24 protein-coding genes and 1 other RNA gene are annotated in these 23,058 nt (G+C 58.2%); 7 read left to right on the plus strand and 18 right to left on the minus strand.

Annotated elements, in window-relative coordinates; translation table 11 throughout:
* Positions 1-8: 8 nt before the first annotated feature.
* The 9 genes from gcvH to NPS56_RS04535 form a co-directional block, all read right to left on the minus strand.
* The gene (gene gcvH, locus NPS56_RS04495; protein WP_274073643.1) at positions 9-392 is read right to left on the minus strand and encodes a glycine cleavage system protein GcvH; all 384 of its coding nucleotides are present in this window, start codon (positions 390-392) and stop codon (positions 9-11) included.
* 50 nt (positions 393-442) lie between these two features.
* Positions 443-1,525 (minus strand): glycine cleavage system aminomethyltransferase GcvT, encoded by a 1,083-nt coding sequence (gene gcvT / locus NPS56_RS04500; RefSeq protein WP_274073644.1) that lies wholly within the window; start codon positions 1,523-1,525, stop codon positions 443-445.
* Between the two features lie 155 nt (positions 1,526-1,680).
* A complete protein-coding gene (locus NPS56_RS04505) occupies positions 1,681-3,297 on the minus strand; it encodes an ABC transporter permease (RefSeq protein ID WP_274073645.1) in 1,617 nt (538 codons plus the stop codon).
* A 127-nt stretch (positions 3,298-3,424) separates the two neighbouring features.
* Positions 3,425-4,429: an extracellular solute-binding protein gene (locus NPS56_RS04510; protein WP_274073646.1), complete on the minus strand. Its 1,005-nt coding sequence runs from the start codon at positions 4,427-4,429 to the stop codon at positions 3,425-3,427.
* A 228-nt stretch (positions 4,430-4,657) separates the two neighbouring features.
* On the minus strand, positions 4,658-5,875 hold the full coding sequence (locus NPS56_RS04515; RefSeq protein WP_274073868.1) for a 2-octaprenyl-3-methyl-6-methoxy-1,4-benzoquinol hydroxylase: 1,218 nt from the start codon (positions 5,873-5,875) through the stop codon (positions 4,658-4,660).
* 9 nt (positions 5,876-5,884) lie between these two features.
* Positions 5,885-6,370 carry a DUF4442 domain-containing protein gene (locus NPS56_RS04520; RefSeq protein ID WP_274073647.1) on the minus strand — a complete coding sequence of 162 codons (486 nt, stop codon included), beginning with the start codon at positions 6,368-6,370 and terminating at the stop codon, positions 5,885-5,887.
* Positions 6,363-7,550, minus strand: coding sequence for a 2-octaprenyl-6-methoxyphenyl hydroxylase (gene ubiH, locus NPS56_RS04525; protein WP_274073648.1), 1,188 nt, complete (start codon positions 7,548-7,550; stop codon positions 6,363-6,365). The genes NPS56_RS04520 and ubiH overlap by 8 nt, the downstream gene beginning before the upstream one ends.
* The gene (gene pepP / locus NPS56_RS04530; RefSeq protein ID WP_274073649.1) at positions 7,547-8,881 is read right to left on the minus strand and encodes a Xaa-Pro aminopeptidase; all 1,335 of its coding nucleotides are present in this window, start codon (positions 8,879-8,881) and stop codon (positions 7,547-7,549) included. The genes ubiH and pepP overlap by 4 nt, the downstream gene beginning before the upstream one ends.
* 28 nt (positions 8,882-8,909) lie before the next feature.
* Positions 8,910-9,467, minus strand: a complete 558-nt coding sequence (locus tag NPS56_RS04535) for a YecA family protein (RefSeq protein WP_274073650.1) — start codon at positions 9,465-9,467, stop codon at positions 8,910-8,912.
* A gap of 194 nt (positions 9,468-9,661) precedes the next feature.
* Between NPS56_RS04535 and NPS56_RS04545 the strand changes: the two genes are divergently transcribed.
* The 4 genes from NPS56_RS04545 (at position 9,662) to NPS56_RS04560 (ending at position 11,087) form a co-directional block, all read left to right on the plus strand.
* Positions 9,662-9,871, plus strand: coding sequence for a TIGR02449 family protein (locus tag NPS56_RS04545; RefSeq protein WP_007982902.1), 210 nt, complete (start codon positions 9,662-9,664; stop codon positions 9,869-9,871).
* Positions 9,868-10,185 (plus strand): cell division protein ZapA, encoded by a 318-nt coding sequence (locus NPS56_RS04550; protein WP_008055229.1) that lies wholly within the window; start codon positions 9,868-9,870, stop codon positions 10,183-10,185. The genes NPS56_RS04545 and NPS56_RS04550 overlap by 4 nt, the downstream gene beginning before the upstream one ends.
* Before the next feature lie 30 nt (positions 10,186-10,215).
* Positions 10,216-10,394, plus strand: a non-coding RNA gene (ssrS, locus tag NPS56_RS04555) — 6S RNA.
* Between the two features lie 87 nt (positions 10,395-10,481).
* Positions 10,482-11,087, plus strand: coding sequence for a 5-formyltetrahydrofolate cyclo-ligase (locus NPS56_RS04560; RefSeq protein ID WP_274073651.1), 606 nt, complete (start codon positions 10,482-10,484; stop codon positions 11,085-11,087).
* Between the two features lie 35 nt (positions 11,088-11,122).
* On the opposite strand, the gene NPS56_RS04565 is transcribed toward NPS56_RS04560, so the two are convergent.
* Positions 11,123-11,278 carry a hypothetical protein gene (locus NPS56_RS04565; RefSeq protein ID WP_274073652.1) on the minus strand — a complete coding sequence of 52 codons (156 nt, stop codon included), beginning with the start codon at positions 11,276-11,278 and terminating at the stop codon, positions 11,123-11,125.
* Between the two features lie 196 nt (positions 11,279-11,474).
* Here NPS56_RS04565 and NPS56_RS04570 point away from each other — a divergent pair, with 196 nt between their 5' ends.
* A complete protein-coding gene (locus NPS56_RS04570; protein ID WP_274073653.1) occupies positions 11,475-11,927 on the plus strand; it encodes an EVE domain-containing protein in 453 nt (150 codons plus the stop codon).
* Between the two features lie 140 nt (positions 11,928-12,067).
* On the opposite strand, the gene NPS56_RS04575 is transcribed toward NPS56_RS04570, so the two are convergent.
* Entirely contained in the window at positions 12,068-12,472 is a 405-nt protein-coding gene (locus NPS56_RS04575; protein WP_274073654.1) for a flagellar basal body-associated protein FliL, read from the minus strand.
* Positions 12,473-12,622: 150 nt separating this feature from the next.
* Here NPS56_RS04575 and NPS56_RS04580 point away from each other — a divergent pair, with 150 nt between their 5' ends.
* A complete protein-coding gene (locus NPS56_RS04580) occupies positions 12,623-13,600 on the plus strand; it encodes an NADPH:quinone oxidoreductase family protein (protein WP_274073655.1) in 978 nt (325 codons plus the stop codon).
* Between the two features lie 103 nt (positions 13,601-13,703).
* Here the strand turns inward: NPS56_RS04580 and NPS56_RS04585 are convergent, their stop codons facing one another.
* The 4 genes from NPS56_RS04585 to NPS56_RS04600 form a co-directional block, all read right to left on the minus strand.
* The gene (locus NPS56_RS04585) at positions 13,704-14,888 is read right to left on the minus strand and encodes an MFS transporter (RefSeq protein WP_274073656.1); all 1,185 of its coding nucleotides are present in this window, start codon (positions 14,886-14,888) and stop codon (positions 13,704-13,706) included.
* Positions 14,885-15,826 (minus strand): phosphotransferase, encoded by a 942-nt coding sequence (locus NPS56_RS04590; protein WP_274073657.1) that lies wholly within the window; start codon positions 15,824-15,826, stop codon positions 14,885-14,887. The genes NPS56_RS04585 and NPS56_RS04590 overlap by 4 nt, the downstream gene beginning before the upstream one ends.
* A 20-nt stretch (positions 15,827-15,846) precedes the next feature.
* A complete protein-coding gene (locus NPS56_RS04595; protein ID WP_274073658.1) occupies positions 15,847-16,842 on the minus strand; it encodes a hypothetical protein in 996 nt (331 codons plus the stop codon).
* Positions 16,843-17,283: 441 nt separating this feature from the next.
* Complete coding sequence (locus NPS56_RS04600) at positions 17,284-17,898, minus strand: energy transducer TonB (RefSeq protein ID WP_274073659.1); 615 nt, start codon at positions 17,896-17,898, stop codon at positions 17,284-17,286.
* Between the two features lie 319 nt (positions 17,899-18,217).
* Between NPS56_RS04600 and glpT the strand changes: the two genes are divergently transcribed.
* The gene (gene glpT, locus NPS56_RS04605) at positions 18,218-19,567 is read left to right on the plus strand and encodes a glycerol-3-phosphate transporter (protein WP_274073660.1); all 1,350 of its coding nucleotides are present in this window, start codon (positions 18,218-18,220) and stop codon (positions 19,565-19,567) included.
* Here the strand turns inward: glpT and NPS56_RS04610 are convergent.
* From NPS56_RS04610 to ubiD, 3 genes are all read right to left on the minus strand, one after another.
* A complete protein-coding gene (locus tag NPS56_RS04610) occupies positions 19,543-20,211 on the minus strand; it encodes a gamma-glutamylcyclotransferase (RefSeq protein ID WP_274073661.1) in 669 nt (222 codons plus the stop codon). The two genes, glpT and NPS56_RS04610, sit on opposite strands and share 25 nt — an antisense overlap.
* A gap of 312 nt (positions 20,212-20,523) precedes the next feature.
* Positions 20,524-21,492 (minus strand): CDP-6-deoxy-delta-3,4-glucoseen reductase, encoded by a 969-nt coding sequence (locus NPS56_RS04615; RefSeq protein ID WP_274073662.1) that lies wholly within the window; start codon positions 21,490-21,492, stop codon positions 20,524-20,526.
* Positions 21,492-22,958, minus strand: a complete 1,467-nt coding sequence (ubiD, locus tag NPS56_RS04620; RefSeq protein ID WP_274073663.1) for a 4-hydroxy-3-polyprenylbenzoate decarboxylase — start codon at positions 22,956-22,958, stop codon at positions 21,492-21,494. The genes NPS56_RS04615 and ubiD overlap by 1 nt, the downstream gene beginning before the upstream one ends.
* Positions 22,959-23,058: the final 100 nt, after the last annotated feature.

Here is a 23,058-nt window from a genome sequence, read left to right on the forward strand (position 1 = left end):
CTGAAGGCTTATTCGCCGATGGCGGCCTTGTAAGCCGCTGCATCGAGCAGCTTTTCCAGGTCAGCCGCGTTGCTTGGCTTGATCTTGAAGATCCACGCACCGTACGGGTCGGAGTTGAGCAACTCAGGTTCAGCGCTCAGTGCTTCGTTGACCGCGATCACTTCACCGGCAATCGGGGAGTAGATGTCGGAAGCGGCTTTTACCGATTCAACGACACCGGCCTGGTCTTCAGCGGCAAACACATTGCCCACTTCGGTCAGCTCAACGAACACCACATCACCCAGCGCTTCCTGCGCGTGATCGCTGATGCCCACGGTGACGGTGCCATCGGCTTCCAGGCGAGCCCATTCGTGACTCTCGGCAAAACGCAGGTCGGCAGGGATATCGCTCATGTTCTGTGTCCTCAGGTAAATGATCGGCGGTCAAGGTCCGCCGGAAAAGGTTAGATCAAGGTTTTGCCATGGCGGACGAAGGTCGGCTTGACCACTCGGACCGGGTACCACTTGCCACGGATTTCCACTTCTGCGCGGTCGGCCGTGGCCATTGGCACGCGCGCCAGTGCAATCGACTTGCTAAGCGTAGGAGAGAAACTACCACTGGTGATCTCCCCTTCGCCAACATCGGCGATGCGGACCACTTGATGAGCGCGCAAAACCCCGCGCTCCTCGAGGACCAGACCGACCAGCTTGTGTTGTATGCCGCCGCTGCGCTCGGCTTCCAGCGCCGTGCGGCCGATGAACTGGCGAGCGGCCGGCTCCCAGGCGATGCTCCAGGCCATGTTGGAGGCCAGCGGGGAAACGTCCTGGTGAATGTCCTGACCGTACAGGTTCATGCCCGCCTCGACCCGCAGGGTGTCACGCGCGCCCAGGCCAATGGGGGAAATGCCCGCACCCACCAGATCGTTGAAGAATCCCGGTGCCTGGTCGGCCGGCAGAATGATTTCCAGGCCGTCTTCACCGGTATAGCCGGTGCGTGCGATGAACCAGTCACTGTCGGGCTTGCCCTCGAAAGGCTTGAGCTGCTGGATCAATGTGCCGCGTGCCTGGTTCACCAACTCGGCAATCTTGTTCCGGGCATGAGGCCCCTGGATGGCCAGCATGGCCATTTCGGAACGCTCGTTAAGCTGCACATCGAAACCGTCGAGATGCGCCTGCATCCACGCCAGGTCCTGATCGCGGGTGGAGGCGTTGACCACCAGGCGGTAACCGCTTTCGAGGCGATAGACGATCATGTCGTCGACGATACCGCCGCGCTCATTGAGCATGGCGCTGTACAACGCGGAACCGGGTTTGTGCAGGCGTTCGACGTCGTTGGTCAGCAAATGCTGAAGCCATGCCTTGGCCTGGGGGCCGTCGACATCGATCACGGTCATGTGGGATACATCAAAAACACCGCAATCGCGGCGCACCTGATGGTGCTCCTCGACCTGGGATCCATAATGCAGAGGCATATCCCAACCGCCAAAATCGACCATCTTCGCGCCCAGGGCGAGATGAAGGTCATACAGAGGCGTACGCTGTCCCATGGGTTTCTCCTTCCGGGCGTGGCGAAGGTGCGGGCGAGTGATGCGGCTTGCGGGCGCCTTGAAATAAGAGGCTTCCAGCCGTTTTCACTACCTTGTCTGTCAGACGGACCGCACCGAATGCCGCGCATTGTAGCCGCATGGTGTAGGACTGGCACCTAGCTGTTTCGATGCGCCGAACGACGTATCAATCCGATGACCGGTAGCAGTCCGACCAAAACCAGGGTCAAGGCCGGCAAAGAGGCCCTCGCCCACTCGCCTTCACTGGTCATTTCGAAGATCCTCACCGCCAGCGTATCCCAGCCAAACGGCCGCATCAGCAGGGTCGCGGGCATTTCCTTGAGCACATCGACGAACACCAGCAACGCCGCGCTCAACGAACCGGGGAGCAGCAACGGCAGATACACTTTGAAAAACAGTCGCGGACCACTGACGCCCAGGCTACGTGCCGCTTCGGGCAAAGATGGCCGTATTCGCGCCAGACTGCTTTCCAGCGGACCGTAAGCCACGGCGATGAAGCGCACCAGATAGGCCAGCAGCAACGCCAGCAGGCTGCCCAGCAGCAACGGCTTGCCAGCCCCACCGAACCAGCCGGAGAGCGGGATCACCAGTTCACGATCCAGGTAACTGAACGCCAGCATGATCGACACCGCCAACACCGAACCGGGCAAGGCGTAGCCAAGGTTGGCCAGGCTGACCCCGGCGCGGATGCCTTGGGTGGGCGCCAGCCGCCGGGCAAACGCCAAGACCAGGGCGACACTGACGGTGATCAACGCCGCCATCGTCCCCAGGTACAAGGTGTGGAGTATCAGCGCGGTGTAGCGCTCATCCAGGTCCAGGCGCCCGCGCTGCCAGAACCAGACCAGCAGCTGCAGCATCGGAATGACGAAGGCGCAGGCGAACACCAGCGCGCACCAGGCTGTCGCCAACAGCGCCTTGAGCCCGCGCAGGTGGTACAACGCCTTGACCCGTGGCCGTTCGTTGCTCGCCCGGTTGGCACCGCGGGCGCGCCGCTCGCCGTACAGTACGAGCATCACCACCAGCAGCAACAGGCTGGCCAGTTGCGCGGCGCTGGAGAGGCTGAAAAACCCGTACCAGGTCTTGTAGATGGCGGTGGTGAAGGTGTCGAAGTTAAAGACCGACACGGCGCCGAAATCCGCCAGGGTTTCCATCAGCGCCAAGGCGACGCCAGCGCCGATGGCGGGACGCGCCATGGGCATAGCAACGCGCCAGAACGCCTGCCATGGGGATTGACCGAGCACCCGCGCCGCTTCCATCAAGCCCTTGCCCTGAGCGAGAAACGCGGTGCGGGCCAGCAGGTAAACGTAGGGATAGAAGACCAGCACCAGGACCAGGATCACCCCGCCCGTGGAGCGCACGCGCGGCAATCGCAGGCCAGTGCCGAACCACTCCCGCAGCAGGGTCTGCACGGGGCCGGCAAAATCCAGCAGCCCGACAAAGACGAACGCCAGCACGTAGGCCGGAATCGCAAAGGGCAGCATCAGTGCCCAGTCCAGCCAGCGCCGGCCGGGGAATTCGCAGAGGCTGGTGAGCCAGGCCAGGCTCACCCCCAGCACCGTCACGCCAACGCCGACACCGAGTACCAGGGTCAGGGTGTTGCCCAGCAGGCGCGGCATCTGGGTTTCCCAGAGGTGGGACCAGATCTGCTGGTCGATGGTTTGCCAGGACAACAGCAGGACGCTGAGGGGCAGCAGGACCAGCGCAGCGATGGCGAAGACCAGGGGATACCAGCGGCGTTGGGCGGGGTGGGCCAAGGGATGGTTCTCGCAAAATCCTGAATTGTAGGGAAAACGCAAAAAGATCGCAGCCTCCGGCAGCTCCTACAGGGGGCCTGTGTAGGAGCTGCCGAAGGCTGCGATCTTTTGCTTTTAAACCGTGGCGTCAGTTCCAGCCAGCCCGGTCCATCATGCGAATCGCTTCGGCCTGGCGCTTGCCCGCGACTTCCACCGGCAGGGTATCGGCGACGAACTTGCCCCAGGCGGCGACTTCGGCGGAGGGCTGCACGGTCGGGTTGGCCGGGAATTCCTGGTTCACGTCGGCGAAGATCTTCTGCGCCTCAGGCGTGGTCATCCACTCCACCAACGCCTTGGCCGCTTCCGGGTGCGGCGCGTTTTTGATCAGGCCGATGCCCGACAGGTTGACGTGCACGCCGCGATCCGCCTGGTTCGGCCAGAACAGTTTTACCGGCAGGTCCGGCTTCTGCTTGTGCAGGCGGCCGTAGTAGTAGGTGTTGACGATGCCGACGTCGCACTGGCCGGCATTGATGGCCTCGAGCACCGCCACGTCGTCGGAGAACACGTCAGTGGACAGGTTGTTGACCCAGCCCTTGAGGATCTTCTCGGTTTTCTCGGCGCCGTGCACTTCGATCATGGTGGCGGTCAGGGACTGGTTGTAGACCTTCTTCGCCGTGCGCAGGCACAGGCGACCTTCCCAGTTCTTGTCGGCCAGCGCTTCGTAGGTGGTCAGTTCGCCCGGTTTCACCCGGTCGGTGGAATAGGCGATGGTCCGCGCGCGCAGGCTCAGGCCGGTCCAGGCATGGGAGGCCGCGCGGTATTGCAGCGGAATGTTGGCATCGATGGTTTTCGAGGTGAACGGCTGGAGGATGCCCATCTGCTCGGCTTGCCAGAGGTTGCCGGCATCGACGGTCAGCAGCAGGTCGGCGGGCGTGTTCTCGCCCTCGGCCTTGATCCGCTGCATCAGCGGCGCTTCCTTGTCGGTGATGAACTTCACCTTGACCCCGGTTTTCGCGGTGTAGGCATCGAAGACAGGCTTGATCAGTTCGTCGATGCGCGAGGAGTAGACCACTACCTCGTCAGCGGCCTGGGCGGCGGTGCTGCCGATCAGAGTCAGGGCCAGTGCGGTCAGTAGACGCTTCGGTGCCAACATGGGAGCGGTCTCTCGATTGAAAAAGTGAGGGCAAATGATAAGGACTCACATTTGCCTTCTCAATCGAACAGTTTGCGGAGGAGTTACCAGATGTTGCACAGGTCCGCGAATTTGCTGTGATCCCTGTAGGAGCTGCCGAAGGCTGCGATCTTTTGATTTTGCTTTTAAAAAGAGCAAGATCAAAAAATCGCAGCCTGCGGCAGCTCCTACAGGGGTATAGGGGAGGTGTCAGGCCTTGGCGAGGGCCGGCAGGTCGCCGATCAATCCCAACGCCTCACGCACGAACAGCGCCTTGGCCTCGGGCATCCGGTCGACCATCTTCAACCCGGTATTACGCAACCAGCGCACCGGCAATGGATCGGCCTGGAACAGCCGCTCGAAGCCTTCCATCGCCGCCATCAGCGCCAGGTTATGCGGCATGCGCCGACGCTCATATCGACTCAACACCTTCACATCCGCCAGGCGCTCGCCACGCGTGTTGGCCTGCAACAGGACTTCAGCCAGCACCGCCGCATCGAGGAAACCGAGGTTCACGCCCTGCCCGGCCAATGGATGAATGGTGTGCGCCGCGTCGCCGATCAGGGCCAGGCCCTCGGCCACGTAACGCTTGGCATGGCGCTGACGCAGGGGCACGCACAGACGCGGGTCGGCGCTGAGCACGCTGCCTAGCCGGCCTTCGAAGGCCCGCTCCAGCGCGCGACAGAAACCCTCGTCATCCAGCGCCATCAGCTGTTCGGCTTCGCCAGGAGTGGTCGACCAGACGATCGAGCACCAATCCTGCTGACCGTCGCGCTCCAGCGGCAGGAACGCCAGCGGACCGTTGTCGGTAAACCGCTGCCAGGCGGTCGCTTGATGGGGCTTGGAACTGCGCACGCTGGTGACGATGGCGTGGTGCAGGTAATCCCATTCCCGCGTGGCGACACCGGTCAGGCGCCGCACCGCCGAGTTGGCGCCATCCGCCGCGATCACCAGCGGCGCGCGCAAGGTACGGCCATCGGCCAGGGTCAGCAGCCAGTCGTCGCCGGAGCGGCGCATCTGCTCCAGTCGCGCGTTGGCCAGCATGCCCAGGTCACAGTCGTGCAATCGGTCGAGCAAAGCGTCCTGAACCACACGGTTCTCGACGATATGACCCAGTACCTCCGCGTGCACACTCGTCGCGGAAAAATGGATTTGCCCTGTGCCGCTGCCATCCCAGACCTGCATCTCGCTGTAAGGGCTGCTGCGCCGGCTGGCGATGCCATCCCAGACACCCAGGCGTTCGAGAATTCGCTGACTGGCAATGGACAATGCACTCACCCGCGGCTCGAACGGCGCCTGCGGGTCATAGGGTTTGACGCTCATCGGGCTGCCATCGAGCAGCAGGACTTCCAGCCCGCTGCCCTGCAACGCCAGCGCCAGGGCGCTGCCGACCATTCCGGCCCCGACAATCAGCAGATCTGCGCGCATTTCCATGCTTTAAGCCTGTCTCGCTTGCGGCTTGAGCCGCACGTAAAGGGTTTTTCCGACGCGCGCCACCAGGTTACCGGCGCCGTCATGAATATCGACCTGCAATTGCGGCAGGTACTTCCTGCCATCCGCCGTCTGCCGCCGGATCTCGTCGAGCAGGGTGTCGTCAATGTTGAAACGGGCAAACACCGGGCCTTTGCCCGGCGCGATGAAATCGATGTCGGCGGCCTTGTCCCAGACGATGTAATCGCGACCCAGGTTCTCCATCAACATCAACATGAAGAACGGGTCGACCATCGAATACAGGCTGCCGCCGAACTGCGTGCCGACGTAATTGCGGTTGTACCAGCTCAGGCCCATGGACACCTGGACGTCACGAAAGTCATCGCTGATGTGCCGTACCCGAACCCCGGCCCCAAGGTACGGCGGGTAGAGGTTCATGAACCGGCACATCAGGCGGGCCTTGCCAAACCGGCGGGTCAGCCACTTAAACATCAGGACGGGTACCCAGGCCCATGGCTTGCCGGGCGAACCAGCGCTTGGCCGGCGGCAGCAGGTCCAGGCCGAGCAGGCCCAGGTTGCGACCCAGTGATACCAGGGGCTGGGTGCTGCCGAACAGGCGCGTGACCTGGTCGGAGAATCCGACGGTGAGGTTCTGGTCCAGTCGCTGGCGCTCGCGGTAATCCTGCAAGGTGGCGAAATTGCCCGGCAGTTGTTCGCTGGCGAGCAGTGCATCGGCCAGCGCCTGGGCATCGCGCAGGGACAGGTTGAAGCCCTGGCCGGCAATCGGGTGCAGGCTGTGGGCCGCATTGCCGAGCACCACCAGGTGCGAGCGCACCTGCTCTTCGGCCTCCACCAGCGCCAGCGGATACAAGTGCCGCACACCGACTTGCTTCAACGTGCCGAGGCGATAACCGAATACCCCCTGCAGCTCGCTCAGGAAACTGCGCTCATCGAGGGCGGCCAGGCGTTGCGCATCCATGCCCTGACGCGTCCAGACCAGCGCACAGCGGTTGTCCGGCAACGGCAGCAACGCCATCGGGCCATCGTCGGTGAAGCGCTCGAACGCCATGCCTTCATGGGCTTCGCTCGGGGTGATGTTGGCGATCAGCGCGCTCTGGTTGTACGGGCGCTTCCTGATGCCGATGCCCAGTTGCTCGCGCAGGCCGGAACGGCCGCCATCGGCGAGCACCGCGAGATCACAATCGAACGAGGTTTCATCACTCAGGGTCAGGCGGTAGCCGTCGGTGAGCGGCTCCATGCGCGTGACTTCCGCCGGGCAACGCCAGCTGATCACGTCCTTGTCCAGGCCTTGCCACAGACAATGGCCGAGCCAGGCGTTTTCCACCACGTAACCCAGCGCCGGAACGCCCTCTTCCATCGCCGACAGTCGCGCCGTGGAAAAACGCCCGCGGTCAGAGACGTGGATCTGCTTGATCGGCTCGGCGCGGCGGGAGATTTCCTGCCAGGCGCCCAAGCGCTGGTAAATCTGCCGCGCACCGAAGGACAACGCCGTGGAACGCGCGTCGTAACTGGGTTGATAGGCGTCACCGGGGGCAAACGGTTCGATCAGCACGATCTTCCAGCCACGCGCCTTTGCCCCGGCCTGCAAGGCCAACGCCAGACTGGCACCGACCAGGCCGCCACCGATAATCGCCAGGTTGAAACGACTCATGCCGCTTGTGTCCGTGCTTGCGCCATCAGGGCCTCGATTTCGGCGACCGTTTTCGGCACGCCTTTGGTCAGGATTTCACAGCCGGTTTTGGTGACCACCACGTCGTCCTCGATGCGCACGCCAATGCCGCGCCATTTCTTCGCTACGTTCTGGTTGTCTGCAGCGATATAAATCCCCGGCTCCACGGTCAGCGCCATGCCGACTTCCAGCACGCGCCATTCACCGCCGACCTTGTACTCGCCGACGTCGTGCACATCCATGCCCAGCCAATGGCCGGCGCGATGCATGTAAAACGCCTTGTAGGCCTCGCTGGCAATCAGTTCGTCGACATCGCCTTGCAGCAAGCCCAACTCGACCAGACCCGCAGTGATCACCCGGACCGTGGCTTCGTGCGCCTGATTCCAGTGCTTGTTCGGGGCAATCTCGGCAAATGCCGCTTCCTGGGCCGCCAGCACCAACTCGTAGATCGCCTTCTGTTCCGCGGAATACTTGCCGTTGACCGGCCAGGTACGGGTGATGTCGCTGGCGTAGCAGTCGATCTCGCACCCGGCGTCGATCAGCACCAGATCGCCGTCCTTGAGCAGCGCGTCATTCTGCTGGTAGTGCAGGATGCAGCTGTTGCGCCCTGCGGCGACGATCGACCCGTAGGCGGGCATCTTGGCCCCGCCCTTGCGAAATTCGTAATCGAGCTCGGCCTCCAGGCTGAACTCATGCAGCCCGACACGGCTGGCCTGCATCGCGCGCACGTGCGCCTGGGCGGAAATCCGTGCGGCTTCGCGCATCACTTTCACTTCTGCCGCCGATTTATACAGGCGCATGTCGTGCAGCAGATGATCCAGGGCAACGTATTCGTTCGGCGGCTGGGCGCCGAGGCTGGCCTTGGAGCGGATCACGTTGATCCAGTCCATCAGGTGCCGGTCGAACTCCGGGTTGCTGCCCATGGCCGAATACACCCGGTCACGGCCTTCGATCAGGCCGGGCAGGATGTCGTCGATATCGGTGATGGGGAAGGCGTCGTCGGCACCGAAGTCGCGAATCGCGCCCTCTTGCCCGGCACGCAGGCCGTCCCACAACTCGCGCTCGGCGTTGCGTTCACGGCAGAACAGGATGTATTCGCCATGCACACGTCCCGGCATCAGGACCAGTACGGCCTGGGGCTCGGGAAAACCGCTGAGGTACTGGAAGTCGCTGTCCTGACGGTAGACGTGCTCGACGTCGCGGTTGCGAATGGCCACCGCGGCAGCGGGCAGGATGGCGATGCTGTTGGGTTCCATCTGCGCCATCAGGGCCTTGCGGCGACGGCTGTATTCCGCTTTCGGGATATGAATCATGGGCAGATGGCTTTCCCTGGCTTTTTGATCAGTGCAGCGACGGCTTGGCGGCAGCCGCCACGTCTTTTTTGGTTTCGGAGAACAGCAGCAACGGCGCGATGCGCACGTACTCCATGACTTCCATATAGTCGCTTTCGCCGTCGTCCGACTCTTCCAGTGCTTCTTGCACCTGGGAAATGGCTGCAAGGTCCTGCAACACTTCGGTGGCCTCCAGGCTCAGGCTGCTGCTGTCGCGGCAGTTCAGGCCGAAACCGCTGAGAAAGCCCTGGCACCATTGGCCCAGTGCCGCGGCACGCTCGGCGAGCGGGGCGTCATCGGTCGGCAGCAACAGGACCACGGTCACGTCGTCGCCGGTGAGCTCGCCCTTGACCATCTCCTGCAGGCCGATCAAGGCGCTGCGAACGTTGTCCTGAGGCTCGTTTTCGAGCAGTTCGGCGGCGTCGATCAGCCAGCCTTCGGCCTCGAAACCGGCGCCGGCGCAGCTACGGCCGAGCAACAGGCCGTGCAGTTCGGCAGGCGAGACGTTATGACCGCTGGAAGTCAGCAGGTTGGCGAAGGCTTGGTACGGGGAATTCTGAATGGTCATGGGCAGCTAGGCGCCAGACGGCGCTATGTCTAGAATGAAGGCCTTGTATCCTACATCGACTACCCCTGTAGGAGCGAGCTTGCTCGCGATGGTCGTCAACGATAACGTTGGTTACCTGACACCCCGCGGCGATCTCTGGTTCATCGCGAGCAAGTTCGCTCCTACAGTCCATCACCCATCAGACAGTGAAGACAATGGAAGACACCGACCTGCAAGCGCTGATGGCCAGACTCGAACTGCTGATTACCCGAGTCGAGCAACTTAAGAGCCAAAACGGACTCTTACTAGCTCAGGAAAAGACCTGGCGCGAGGAACGCGCGCACCTCATTGAAAAAAACGAAATCGCCCGGCGTAAGGTCGAATCGATGATTTCGCGCCTCAAGGCCCTGGAGCAAGACTCATGAGTTCAAGCAATAGCGTCACTGTGCAGATCCTCGACAAAGAATATTCGATCATCTGCCCCCAGGAAGAACGCAGCAACCTGGTGAGCGCCGCCCGCTACCTGGACGGCAAGATGCGCGAAATCCGCAGCAGCGGCAAAGTCATCGGCGCCGATCGCATCGCCGTCATGGCCGCGCTGAACATCACCCACGACCTGCTGCACAAGGAAGAGCGACCGGACATCCAGGCCAGCGGTTCGACCCGCGAACAGGTGCGCGACCTGCTCGATCGAGTCGATCTGGTGCTCGCCACTGATCCGGATGTCACCAAAGGCTGATTCGTGTCACCGCTTGCGGTATACTCTGATCACTCCCTGGGGTGCTTGCCAGTTGGCGATGTCCCTGAGCCGATTTGCTATACCCTGGAGGTTGCACGTTGGGCTGGTGTGCATGTCCGCTAGACGGAAAGCCTGAAAGCCTACTGCATCTTCCACCTTGAACTTTCGGGTTCAAGGGCTAAGTCGACAGCGGTACATCCGGGGAGCCTGATTCCAGTCCGATGCCGGTTTAAATACCGGCATCGGCGTTTTTACAGATACGATATCTGTAATTGCATTACCGAAGCCCCGAATCCATGACCGAACCTGCGCTGCTCCCTCGCCCGCAACTTCGACGCATGTTGCGCAAGGCCCGCCGCGCACTGACGCCCTGTCAGCAACGCCAGGCGGCCCGCGGGCTGTACAAGCAATTGGCCCAGCAACCGCTGTTTCGCCGCGCCAGGCACATCTCCCTTTATCTGCCCACTGACGGTGAAATCGATCCGCGCCTGCTGCTGCGTGCGGCTCAACGTCGGGGCAAGGCCACCTATCTACCGGTGCTCAGCGCCTGGCCGCGCACCAAGATGGTGTTCCAGCGCATCCGCCCCGGCGAAAAACTCAGGCTCAATCGCTTCCGTATCCTGGAACCCAGGCACAACCTCGCCCGGCAACGTAAAGTCTGGGCGCTGGATCTGGTGCTGCTGCCATTGGTGGGGTTTGACGATGTCGGCGGGCGCCTGGGCATGGGCGGCGGCTTCTATGATCGCAGCCTGGCCTACCTGGCGCGCCGCAATGACTGGCGCAAGCCGACGTTGCTGGGGCTGGCCCACGAATGTCAGAAGGTCGAGCGACTGGCTCAGGCGAGCTGGGATGTGCCGTTGCAGGGAACGGTGACGGACAAGGCCTGGTATTACGCAGGCTAGACGCCACCGGATTCAGCGGCGTCGAAAAGCGCGGATCAGCGTTTGAAGGCTGTCGACTGTTGCTGCAATGACGAGATTTCGACCGGTGCATCGTTCTTGTTGACCCACAGGCTTTGGGCATAGCCAGTGGTCACGACGCCGAGGCCGAACAAAATAACCAAAATCCATAGTAAATCCGGTTTGCGTTTCATCGATTGCCCCCCAAAGGCATATCAACACGATGACAGCAGCGGTTTCCGTTTGTTGGCCGTGCAGCAGCGTCAAGCTTGAAAGGCCGGCATTTTGCGACAACGTGAACCGGCACGCAAATGCTGGCGTCAACCGACTGTCGGTTTGTCATAAAATTGCCCGACAACCTCTCCACCCGCTACGCAAGGAGCCAGAACCATGGCCTATTGGCTGATGAAATCCGAGCCCGACGAGCTCTCGATCAAAGACTTGGAAAAGCTCGGCAAAGCGCGCTGGGACGGGGTTCGCAACTATCAGGCGCGTAACTTTTTGCGGGCCATGGCGGTGGGGGACGCGTTCTTTTTCTATCACTCGAGCTGCCCGGAGCCGGGGATTGCTGGCATCGGCAAGATTGTCGAAGCCGCGTATCCCGACCCGACGGCGCTCGAGCCTGAGAGCCACTACTACGATCCAAAGGCAACGGCAGAAAAAAACGCCTGGAGCGCGATTGATGTCGCGCATGTCGAGACGTTTTCCCGGGTGTTGAAACTCGATTATCTGAAGCAGCAGACGGCGCTGGCCGAGATGCCGCTGGTGCAGAAGGGCTCGCGGCTGTCGGTGATGCCGGTGACAGAGGAGCAGTGGGCGGCGGTGATTGCGCTCAAGCCGTAATATTTGCAGCGACTCTGCGAATGCCTTCGCTGGCAAGCCAGCTCCTACAGGGTTCTGCGGTGAAAACAGGATTGTGATTCACCACAAACCTTGTAGGAGCTGGCTTGCCAGCGAAGAGGCCGGTAAAGGCGCTGCAAAACTTATTGGATGATCAGGTTGTTGAACAACAAATCCTCAACCACCGGCTTGCCCGTTTCATCATTCATGATCTGCTGGGTTTGCTTCAAGGCTTCCTGACGCAGCTTTTCCTTGGCCTCGACATTGTTCATCGTCTCGCTGGACTGCTGGGCAAACAACGCCACCAGTTGATTGCGAATCAGCGGCTCGTTGGCCTTCACCGCCTTGGTGGCCTCGTCCCCCGTCACACGCAAGGCCACATCGGCCTTGTAGACCTTGAGCTTGGGCGTGCCATCCAACCCGTAGTTGCCCACGAACGGCGGGCTCAAGGTGACGTAATTGACCTTCGGCGCCACCTCTTCCTTTTCCTCGGCCACCGCTGCCACAGGTAGGGACAGGGCCAGCAACAACATGATCCACGCTTTCACAATTCGCTCCTTATCCGGTTTGCGGCCCAGCATAACCACCCGCCACGCCAACACAAGCTTATGGCTGACTATCAGGCCCGGGCATGCTCGTTGACCCGTCGACTCACACACCTACACTTATCGGCCATCACTCCAAAAGGAATAGCCCTGATGAAAGCCGTGCTGTGCAAAGCCTTCGGTCCTGCCGAATCGCTGGTGCTGGAAGACGTCGCCAGTCCTGTCGCGAAGAAGAACGAAATCCTGCTGGAGGTACACGCCGCCGGGGTGAACTTCCCCGACACGCTGATCATCGAGGGCAAGTACCAGTTCAAGCCGCCCTTCCCTTTTTCCCCGGGCGGTGAAGCCGCAGGCATCGTCAGCGAAGTGGGCGAAAAGGTCAGCCACCTGAAAGTCGGCGACCGGGTCATGGCCCTGACCGGCTGGGGCAGTTTTGCCGAACAGGTCGCAGTGCCCGGCTACAACGTATTGCCGATCCCGCCCTCCATGGACTTCAACACCGCCGCCGCCTTCAGCATGACCTACGGCACCTCGATGCACGCCCTCAAGCAACGCGGCAACCTGCAACCCGGCGAAACCCTGCTGGTACTGGGCGCCTCCGGCGGTGTCGGCCTGGCGGCAGTGGAAATCGGCAAGGCCATGGGCGCCCGGGTGATCGCCGCGGCCAGCAGCGCGGAAAAACTCGCCGTGGCCAAGGCTGCGGGCGCCGATGAACTGATTAACTACAGCGAAACCAGCCTCAAGGACGAAATCAAGCGCCTGACCGACGGCCAGGGCGCCGACGTGATCTACGACCCGGTGGGTGGCGACCTGTTCGACCAGGCCATCCGCGCCATCGCCTGGAACGGCCGCCTGCTAGTGGTCGGTTTCGCCAGCGGACGCATCCCCGAACTGCCGGTGAACCTGGCACTGCTAAAGGGTGCAGCGGTATTGGGCGTATTCTGGGGCTCGTTTGCCCAGCGCCAGCCCCAGGACAACGCCGCGAACTTCCAGCAATTGTTTGGCTGGTTTGCAGAGGGCAAGTTGAAGCCGCTGGTGTCGCAGGTGTATCCGTTGAGCAATGCGGCGCAGGCCATCAATGATCTTGGCCAGCGCAAGGCGGTCGGGAAGGTGGTGGTGCAGGTTCGCTGATTTTCAATGGCAAAAAGGCTAGAACAACTCTGTAGTTGTTCTGGCCAGTCGGACAATGTGAAAATAACCAAATTACGCCATTATGTGCAATGTGCGGCGCACCTTAATGTAGTTTGAGTTCGCGAGACGGGTCATATATCAGCTGGGAACTGTTGACTCCTGATGTCTTATAGAAAGCGATCCAAACAGCACATCCTACCGCCCCAGACACCGCAGGCAATAACCAGGCGAACCCAACGTATTTCTCCAACACAATTCCTGATGCAGCAGAAAAAATAGCAATACCGATGCCGTGAGCCACCGCTAAATATAAAGATATGGCCGTCGCAGAATAGCGCTCAGCGAAAAAGCGTCGGATCGACATCACGAAAGCAACATGTGGAATTGAAAATGTTACGCCTTGCAGCACAAATGACAGTACAGCTTGAATCACACCGGGATTGTACCAAAGTAACAAAGCTCTAATAGCAAAACACATCGCCACAATTGGTATGATAATTACGTAGTGTCTTGACGCAAAGACATTTGAGTAGCGAAAAACAAAGGCCTCAGCGATGAAACCCATAGTCCAGGCAAGCAAAATTTGCGAATTGGTCAAGCCCATCCTTTCTAGCCAAGGCGTGCCAATCGAATAGTAGGTGCCTTGTGCACCAATGATGAACGCCGTGGCTGCAAACATAAAAAATGCGCTACGCTTTGGAATATTCGGCTTTAATGATGATACCGCAAACTCTACTGGATGAATTTCTTCTTTTGACATCAATATAATAACAACACTAAAAGACAGCGTAGAGAATGTTAATATCCAGATAAATATCAGGTCGGGTGCCAAATCAAGAGCACTTAACCCAGCCAGCGTGGCTGTCCCCACGGCGACCGATAACGAGCCTGCGAATCGGACCCGGCCATAGCCACCCTCAGCCCCCCGAATCGTACTCGCGGCACTCTCTAATAAACTTTGAAAAAAATTTCGCGACATCATTAAAATGCAAAAACCAACAGCGAGTAAAACTCTGTATTGGCTAAAGAACACTACAAAAGCACACACTACCGCCAGCAATGAAAATGAAACATTGAAAACATGCTTTGAATGCGCGCGATCAGCAAAAAAAGTAATTACTGGGTTAACAATAATCTTGATTACAAAGGTGCTGGCGACGACCCAGCCAGCTACACTATACGAGAACCCAGAGTTAACCAAAAATTGAGAAAGGTAACTTTTTAATAATCCAGATGGAAAATAAAAAATGACATAACTCAGAACCACCAGACCTATAGACTGCTTCATAAGTAGCTTATGAACTCATCGGTGCACCACGCTTCAATTTTGGCTCTTGTATCACCATCCAAGTGCCCTGTCCAAACGTGACGAGACGGTCCTTTCAAACGATACAATACTTGAAAACAAAGGTGACGTCTAAAGCGTGTATATTTCTCAATATTGGACAAGTCAGTTTCATAGCAGCTCCAAAGCAAATTGATTAGGGCCTCGACTGATTCATTGACAACGAAACTGGCAATGACTATTTCTGAGATTAGATAGGCAGCATCGTGCGAACCACATCCGACTTGAGCTTGTTCAAAATCAATTATTGCAATACGCCCGTCGGCACAAATTATAATGTTCCGACTATTCAAATCTCCGTGCAATACAGATTCTTGATTTTTCAAATGCTGATCTAGAAACAAATTTGCGGCAGCAAGCTTGTTATCGGGCAAAAACTCAAATAGCTTCCTGTACTGAAGGGTCGCTTTGTAACACTTAAAAGCTTCACTGTTAGCACTTACAGATAGCACCTTGAATTTACTCGATGCATGCAAGGACGTTAGCCATATTAAAACTTGTGAAATCTGTTCAACCGCAAAATGAAATTTATCTCTATTCAACAGGTACTCATATAAATCACTCCCCTTGGCACCCTCCATTGCAATTGCTCTGTTGTCGGGATCCACAGCCATCAATCGAGGGACGTAAACGTTACCGCTCACTATTTCTTGAGCATGTTCATGTAGACTAACAGCAACTTCATAGCGCTGAAGAGAAGTGGTTGGCAGAGGTGGGAATCCTGCAGTTTTTGCTTCATCTGCAAATGACTTTATATAAATAAGTTCATCTGCCCTGATCACTCGATGGACGTCGTTGAATAAGCCTCCTGTAACCTCATAAGCAATATCATCAAATGTCAGGCTTAGAGCGTCGTATAGTTTTTGGTGGCGAGGAATCATTTTTATATCCTTTTTTTGGCTCATCCCGCAATGATACGCTTTTTACCTGGAATTACATGCCTTGCATGTTGATCCAAATTGTTTACATTGACAGTTTTCATTAGCCAACGATTTCTTAACTCTTGTGGATTACTGATTAATCTCACCTCTTTGTTGTGAACACATTCATTGTTGGCCGACCCTATGAAAACTCCCGGAAGGACGTAAATTGGAGTCTTTACGCTATGCAGAGTTCTATTGAGAACTTCAATCGCACCACGAGCCCGCTCAGTAGTACCAACTGTACGGCGTTCAAAATAACGAATATCGTAATCGGTAGCGCCACCAAGAACAGGATGATCTGGAGCACTACCCATTTTTAGATTCCCCGAGATTGTAGTCAGGTCATCAAAGGGAGTATTGAATTCGGACTCCCTAAGCAAGGCTTTTATACTTTCAGGCAAATCCGCAAGAATCTTTTTATTGGAAGCGAAGCAAGTGTAAACCTCATTTTCCTCGCACCCTCGCAATCCTATAATATTCACCCAGTCTGGCCTAACGTAATGATTAGCCAGATCCTTATGAAAATATATATCATTTAGAGCCTTTTGTGACTGAGTTTCACAAAGACTTTCCATAGGATGGATATCCTGAAAAACATCACCGTCATTGACATTAACGTAGCCAATCGGCTCCTGCGACATCAATTTAGCGTAGATCAGTAAAAACCCTTCAGCAACATAAGAACGTTTCTTTATTCGCTTGTCGATAACCGGTGATTTGAAGTCCAAATACGGTAGATGGGGGTCTATAGGGCAATTATGGATAAAAATGTAGGGATTGGCGAACGTATCCACATTCTTTCGGGCTTCGCAAAGTCTGACCAGTTCGGCGGGAACCTTACCTCTATTTATGACATCGTCAACTTCTTCTTCGAAGCACTCGTAATCACTGTAGGGGTTATTTTTTAGTTTTAGCAAAATTTCTTGAAGATAAATCCTATCCTTTTCTTTGAAAGTAAGGTCTACGCTGATCATATGCGCTCTCCTGAACAGTATTGTCCGAAACAACCCGAAAGCCTGTATCCCGCAAGAAAATCAGAATCTCTAGTTTGCGTGCCGCTTAAACACTCAGAATCAAACCACTCACTATCTTTCCGTATCGGAAACTATTGAGCACGACCGAGCAAAACACGACCTTGCGGAATATGTAGGCATCTGGCTGCATAGCGTTACTGCAGCAAACCTATTTCGAGGACATACAACACGTCAAGAGCTCATGAGATTTTCAGAAGTTACTTACACTTACAATCCTTGGTCGAGGTAGGACTATTCCTGAAAATTTGTAAGAACATTCCTGTAGACAAACTTTCCTACCCCCCCTCCATGCCATATTTCGGGGCATGTAGCGCAAGGCACCTGTTTAAACCAAAGCGCGATGCGCAAAAAGAGCGCGGTCAGATAGCAGCGCGCTCATTTTCAGAGCAACTGTCGAATATCCTTCGGCAAATACCGCACGTACCTGGAAACAGGGTTGTTCTGGCATTCCCTGACGATGATTGGCACCTTGCGGTTCATCTGGGCAATTAGTTCAAGGCGCCTTTCGTTCGACAACATGGCTTTGGAAAACGCTTTCGTCAGATAAGCACGGGTGTGGTAGAACGCCGCGGAATCTGTCCACCTGTGTTCTGGCGTATCGGCAAGCGCGTTATTGAGATCGCGACATCTCAGTTCGTTGAGCCACTTGTTGGAATCGATCGATATATCCCAATCATATCCAAACACCATCGGCGCAATCATGTCCTGCTCCGCAGGTTTACCGCCTTCGACTGTCCAGGGCTTGAACCGCCACTGTGCTATCGCCTCCCTGGTCGCTTCGGCCAGATCCGGGTGATCGCTTTGCACAATCCTCACCTTGCTGACCGAACCATCGGCCTTGACCGTGAACCCGACCCGGACAGTACCGACGACCCCGGCCCTCTGCAGCGCCAGTGGATAGATCGGCTTGGGATTGTTCTCCGGTATCACAAAAAACTCTTCAGCCTGGATTTCACCCGATACCACCAGGATCAACATCAACACAAACCACCGCATACCTCCTCCCTCTTGATGCAAATGCCAGGCCCTGGCCGCAACAAAAAGGCTACAGACCGACGGCCTCAAGCTGAAGGTCGCGGCTTCCGGTAAAGGCGCAGGACATTTCCCAAAGGCCTGCCTTACACCCACCGCGTCAAAAAGGAATGCAGTAACAATTCCTACAACGCCCCGCATTTACACCTGAGCGACATGTTCATAAAGGAACGCTCGAATTCCAACATTTACGCTGTTTTGCCGATGCGAACCGATGCTATTTTCGGTAACGAAACTGTAACATTCGCATCCGCAGTCAAAACAAGAAATTTGGAGCTCTTGAATGTTTGCTTTCTTTCGTCCTGCCACGCATCAGGCTCCCCTGCCTGAAGAAAAAATAGACAGCACCTACCGACGCCTGCGCTGGCAGATCTTCGCCGGTATCTTTATCGGTTACGCCGGTTACTACCTGCTGCGTAAAAACTTCTCCCTGGCCATGCCTTATCTGATCGAAGAGGGCTACACCCGTGGAGAACTGGGGGTGGCGTTGTCGGCGATTGCCATCGCCTACGGCTTGTCCAAGTTCCTGATGGGCATCGTTTCCGACCGTTCCAACCCGCGTTACTTCCTGCCGTTCGGCCTGGTGGTGTCGGCGGCGGTGATGTTCACGTTCGGTTTTGCCCATTGGGCGACGTCCAGCGTGACCATCATGTTCGTCCTGCTGTTCATCAATGGCTGGGCGCAGGGTATGGGCTGGCCGCCGAGCGGGCGGACCATGGTGCACTGGTGGTCGCAGAAGGAACGCGGTGGCGTGGTGTCCCTGTGGAACGTGGCGCACAACGTCGGTGGCGGTCTGATCGGCCCGCTGTTCCTGATCGGCATGGGCCTGTTCAACGACTGGCACGCGGCGTTTTATGTGCCGGCGGCGGTGGCCATGGCCGTGGCGGTGTTTGCCTTCATCACCATGCGCGACACCCCGCAATCGGTCGGCCTGCCACCGATCGAGAAGTACAAGAACGATTACCCGGAAGGCTACGACGCCAGCCACGAAGAAGAATTCAGCGCCAAGGAAATCTTCGTCAAATACGTGCTGCGCAACAAAATGCTCTGGTACATCGCCCTGGCCAACGTCTTCGTCTACCTGCTGCGCTACGGCGTGCTGGACTGGGCGCCGACCTATCTCAAGGAAGCCAAGGGTTTCACCGTGGACAAGACGTCCTGGGCATACTTCTTCTACGAGTGGGCCGGTATTCCTGGCACGCTGCTGTGCGGCTGGATGTCGGACAAGATCTTCCGTGGCAACCGTGGCCTGACCGGCATGGTGTTCATGGCATTGGTGACCGTGGCGACGCTGGTGTACTGGCTCAACCCGGCGGGTAACCCGACGGTTGACATGATTGCGCTGGTGTCCATCGGCTTCCTGATCTACGGGCCGGTGATGTTGATCGGTTTGCAGGCGCTGGAACTGGCACCGAAGAAAGCCGCCGGCACAGCCGCGGGCTTCACCGGTCTGTTCGGGTACCTGGGGGGATCGGTCGCGGCCAGTGCAGCGATGGGCTACACCGTGGACCATTTCGGCTGGGACGGCGGTTTCGTCTTGCTGATCGGTGCCTGCCTGCTGGCGATGGCCTTCCTTGCGCCGACGTTGTGGCACAAGCAGGTCGCCAGTCAGAGCCGCGAAGCACTCGCTTGATCGTCCTTTGACTTGCAGCGCTTGAGCCGCGCCTCCAGATTACGGTCTGGCATGGCGTGGCTACGCAGGGCGTGGGCGGTCTGCTCGACATAATCGCGAGTGGTGCCGTAACGCCCGCAAGCGTTTTCGAACACGTGGCTCAGCACGTGATCCGGCAGGTTGCCAGCGTAGCTGGGCAGATGCCGCTCCAGAACGAATCCCAACGCCTGAACCTGGTTGCCGTCTTCAAGTCGGCAGTTGAGCCAGTGCGGGCGATAGGACGGGAATGGCATTTCTCTTTTCCACAGCGCATACAGCGAAGCGTCCAGTTGCTCTTCCGGCAAGCGGTAGGCGAACCCGCTGCAGGAGCCGCCGCGATCCAGGCCAAACACCAGGCCGGGCATTTCCGGCGTGCCGCGATGTTCGTGGGACCACAGGTACAAACCACGATGGTAGCCATGCACGCGACCGCGAACCCGCTCCACCGCCGTGCACTCCGGTCGCCAGATCAGTGAGCCGTAGGCGAACAGCCACACCGGGCCGCCCTTGTGGCGCGCCATGGTCGACTGCATCGAGCTGAGCAATTGTTCGTGCGTGAGCTGCGGCCCCAGATCGAGCCGCGGAGGGTAAGCCAGGTTCAAGATCGAAGATTCAATGGCGCTCATGGCGAATAGCGTTCAGCTCCCCGCGAGTTAAGAGTTACTTAATAGAACGCACCGCTGTAACAATAAGGCACATATGTTTTTCAAAGCAATTCAAGTGCCATGGCACTGTTGTTAATTAATTACCTGAACACAATATAACCTACCGGCATTTATACGATTTTATAAATACCGATAAGCTATATATGGGGTTATAACCTGTAGGAGCGAGCTTGCTCGCGATGGACTCAAGAGCGCCGCGGGCATCCTGACTGCCCGCGTAATCGTTAACGACCATCGCGAGCAAGCTCGCTCCTACCGTGTGGTGGGACAGAATCAGGATCGTGGCGCGTATGCAAATACGTCGGCGCGCATCTGGTGGGCGTCCATTCCTGCCTCGACCAGCGCATCCAGGGTGCCGTAGACCATGGCCGGCGAGCCACTGGCATAGACATGCAGGGCCTTGAGGTCGGGGAAGTCTTCGCAGACCGCTTCATGCAACATGCCGCAGCGCCCCTGCCAGCCGCATTGGTCGCTGACGACTTTATGCAGGAACAGGTTGGGTAACTTCAGCCACTCATCCCAATGTTCGATTTCATAAAAGTCCTCAGGACGACGCACACCCCAATACAGATGCACCGGATGCTTGAAACCTTGCGCACGGCAATGCTCGATCAAGCCATGAACCTGGCCCATCCCGGTGCCCGCCGCAATCAGCACCAGCGGACCGTCCGGCAACTCGGCCAGGTGCGCATCACCGAACGGCATGTCGATACGCACCATCGTGTTGCGTTGCAGTTGCTCGATCAGGCTGAGCGCACTGGGTTCGCGCGCCAGCACGTGGATTTCCAGATCTCGCCCGCCAGAGGGCGCCGAGGCCAGGGAGAAGGAGGACTTGTCGCCGTTGTCACGATGGATCATCAGGTACTGGCCCGCGTGATAACGCGGTGGCTTGCCGGCAGGAGCCCGCAGCCGCACCCGCCAGGTATCGCCACCAACCTCGGTGCAACTGGTGACCTGACACGACAGACTGCGCACCGGCAATTCTCCCAGCGCGAGCACGCCATCCCACAGCACGATGCAGTCTTCCAGCGGCTCTGCAATGCAAGTGTAGAACTCGCCATGGTCGCGCACGAGACCGGCCTGCTCGACGCGGCCTTCCACCAGCAGCGCGGCGCATACGTGGCAGTTACCGTTGCGACAGCTTTGCGGGCATTCATAGCCCAGGCGGCGTGCGCCATCGAGAATCCGCTCGCCGGGCAAGATATCCAGTACTGCGCCGGAGGGCTGCAAGGTTACACGCATCAATCTATTCCTAACTGATTCCAGATGGCATCGATCCGTTGGGTCACGGCGTCGTCCTTGACGATTACACGGCCCCACTCACGCGTGGTTTCACCCGGCCATTTATGCGTGGCATCGAGCCCCATCTTCGAACCCAGGCCGGAAACCGGCGAGGCGAAGTCCAGGTAGTCGATCGGTGTGTTCTCGATCATCACCGTGTCGCGCTTGGGGTCCATGCGCGTGGTGATGGCCCAGATCACGTCGTTCCAGTCCCGCGCGTTGATATCGTCGTCAGTGACGATAACGAACTTGGTGTACATGAACTGTCGCAAAAACGACCAGACACCGAGCATTACCCGCTTGGCATGCCCCGGGTACGACTTCTTCATGGTCACGACGGCCATGCGGTACGAACAGCCTTCGGGTGGCAGGTAGAAGTCGGTGATCTCCGGGAACTGCTTCTGCAGGATCGGCACGAACACTTCGTTCAGCGCCACACCCAGGATCGCCGGCTCATCCGGTGGACGACCAGTGTAGGTGCTGTGGTAAATCGGCTTGATCCGGTGGGTAATGCGCTCGACGGTGAACACCGGGAAGCTGTCGACTTCGTTGTAGTAACCGGTGTGGTCGCCATACGGTCCTTCATCGGCCATCTCGCCCGGATGAATCACGCCTTCGAGGATGATTTCCGCGGTCGCTGGCACTTGCAGGTCGTTGCCGCGGCACTTGACCAGTTCGGTCCGGTTGCCGCGCAGCAGGCCGGCAAAGGCGTATTCGGAAAGACTGTCTGGCACCGGGGTCACGGCACCGAGGATGGTCGCCGGGTCAGCCCCCAGCGCCACGGCCACCGGGAACGGCTGGCCAGGGTGTTTCTCGCACCATTCACGATAATCCAGCGCGCCGCCACGGTGACTCAGCCAGCGCATGATGACCTTGTTGCGGCCAATCACTTGCTGACGGTAGATACCGAGGTTCTGCCGGTCCTTGTTCGGCCCCTTGGTGACCGTCAGGCCCCAGGTGATCAGCGGGGCGACGTCGCCTGGCCAGCAGGTCTGCACGGGCAAGGTCGACAGGTCGACGTCGTCGCCTTCGACCACCACTTCCTGGCAGATCGCGTCTTTGACGACCTTGGGCGCCATGGAGATGATCTTGCGGAAGATCGGCAGCTTGGACCAGGCGTCTTTCAGCCCCTTCGGCGGCTCGGGTTCCTTGAGGAACGCCAGCAACTTGCCGATTTCACGCAGCTCGCTGACCGCTTCGGCGCCCATGCCCAACGCTACGCGCTCGGGGGTACCGAACAGGTTGCCGAGCACGGGAATGTCAAAACCGGTAGGTTTTTCGAATAGCAGGGCCGGGCCCTTGGCGCGCAAGGTGCGATCGCACACCTCGGTCATTTCGAGCACTGGGGACACCGGAACCTGGATGCGCTTGAGTTCGCCGCGCTGTTCCAGGCCGCTGATAAAGTCGCGCAAGTCGCGATACTGCATGCGTGAGCCTCGTATTGGCCGTGGCGTTCGGGGTGGGCAGTTTAGCGCCGAACCCCTCTATTCAGAACCACGAACTGGCGGTTCATCAAAAATCAGATAG

Source organism: Pseudomonas putida (assembly GCF_028682635.1).
Taxonomy (GTDB): domain Bacteria; phylum Pseudomonadota; class Gammaproteobacteria; order Pseudomonadales; family Pseudomonadaceae; genus Aquipseudomonas; species Aquipseudomonas putida_AE.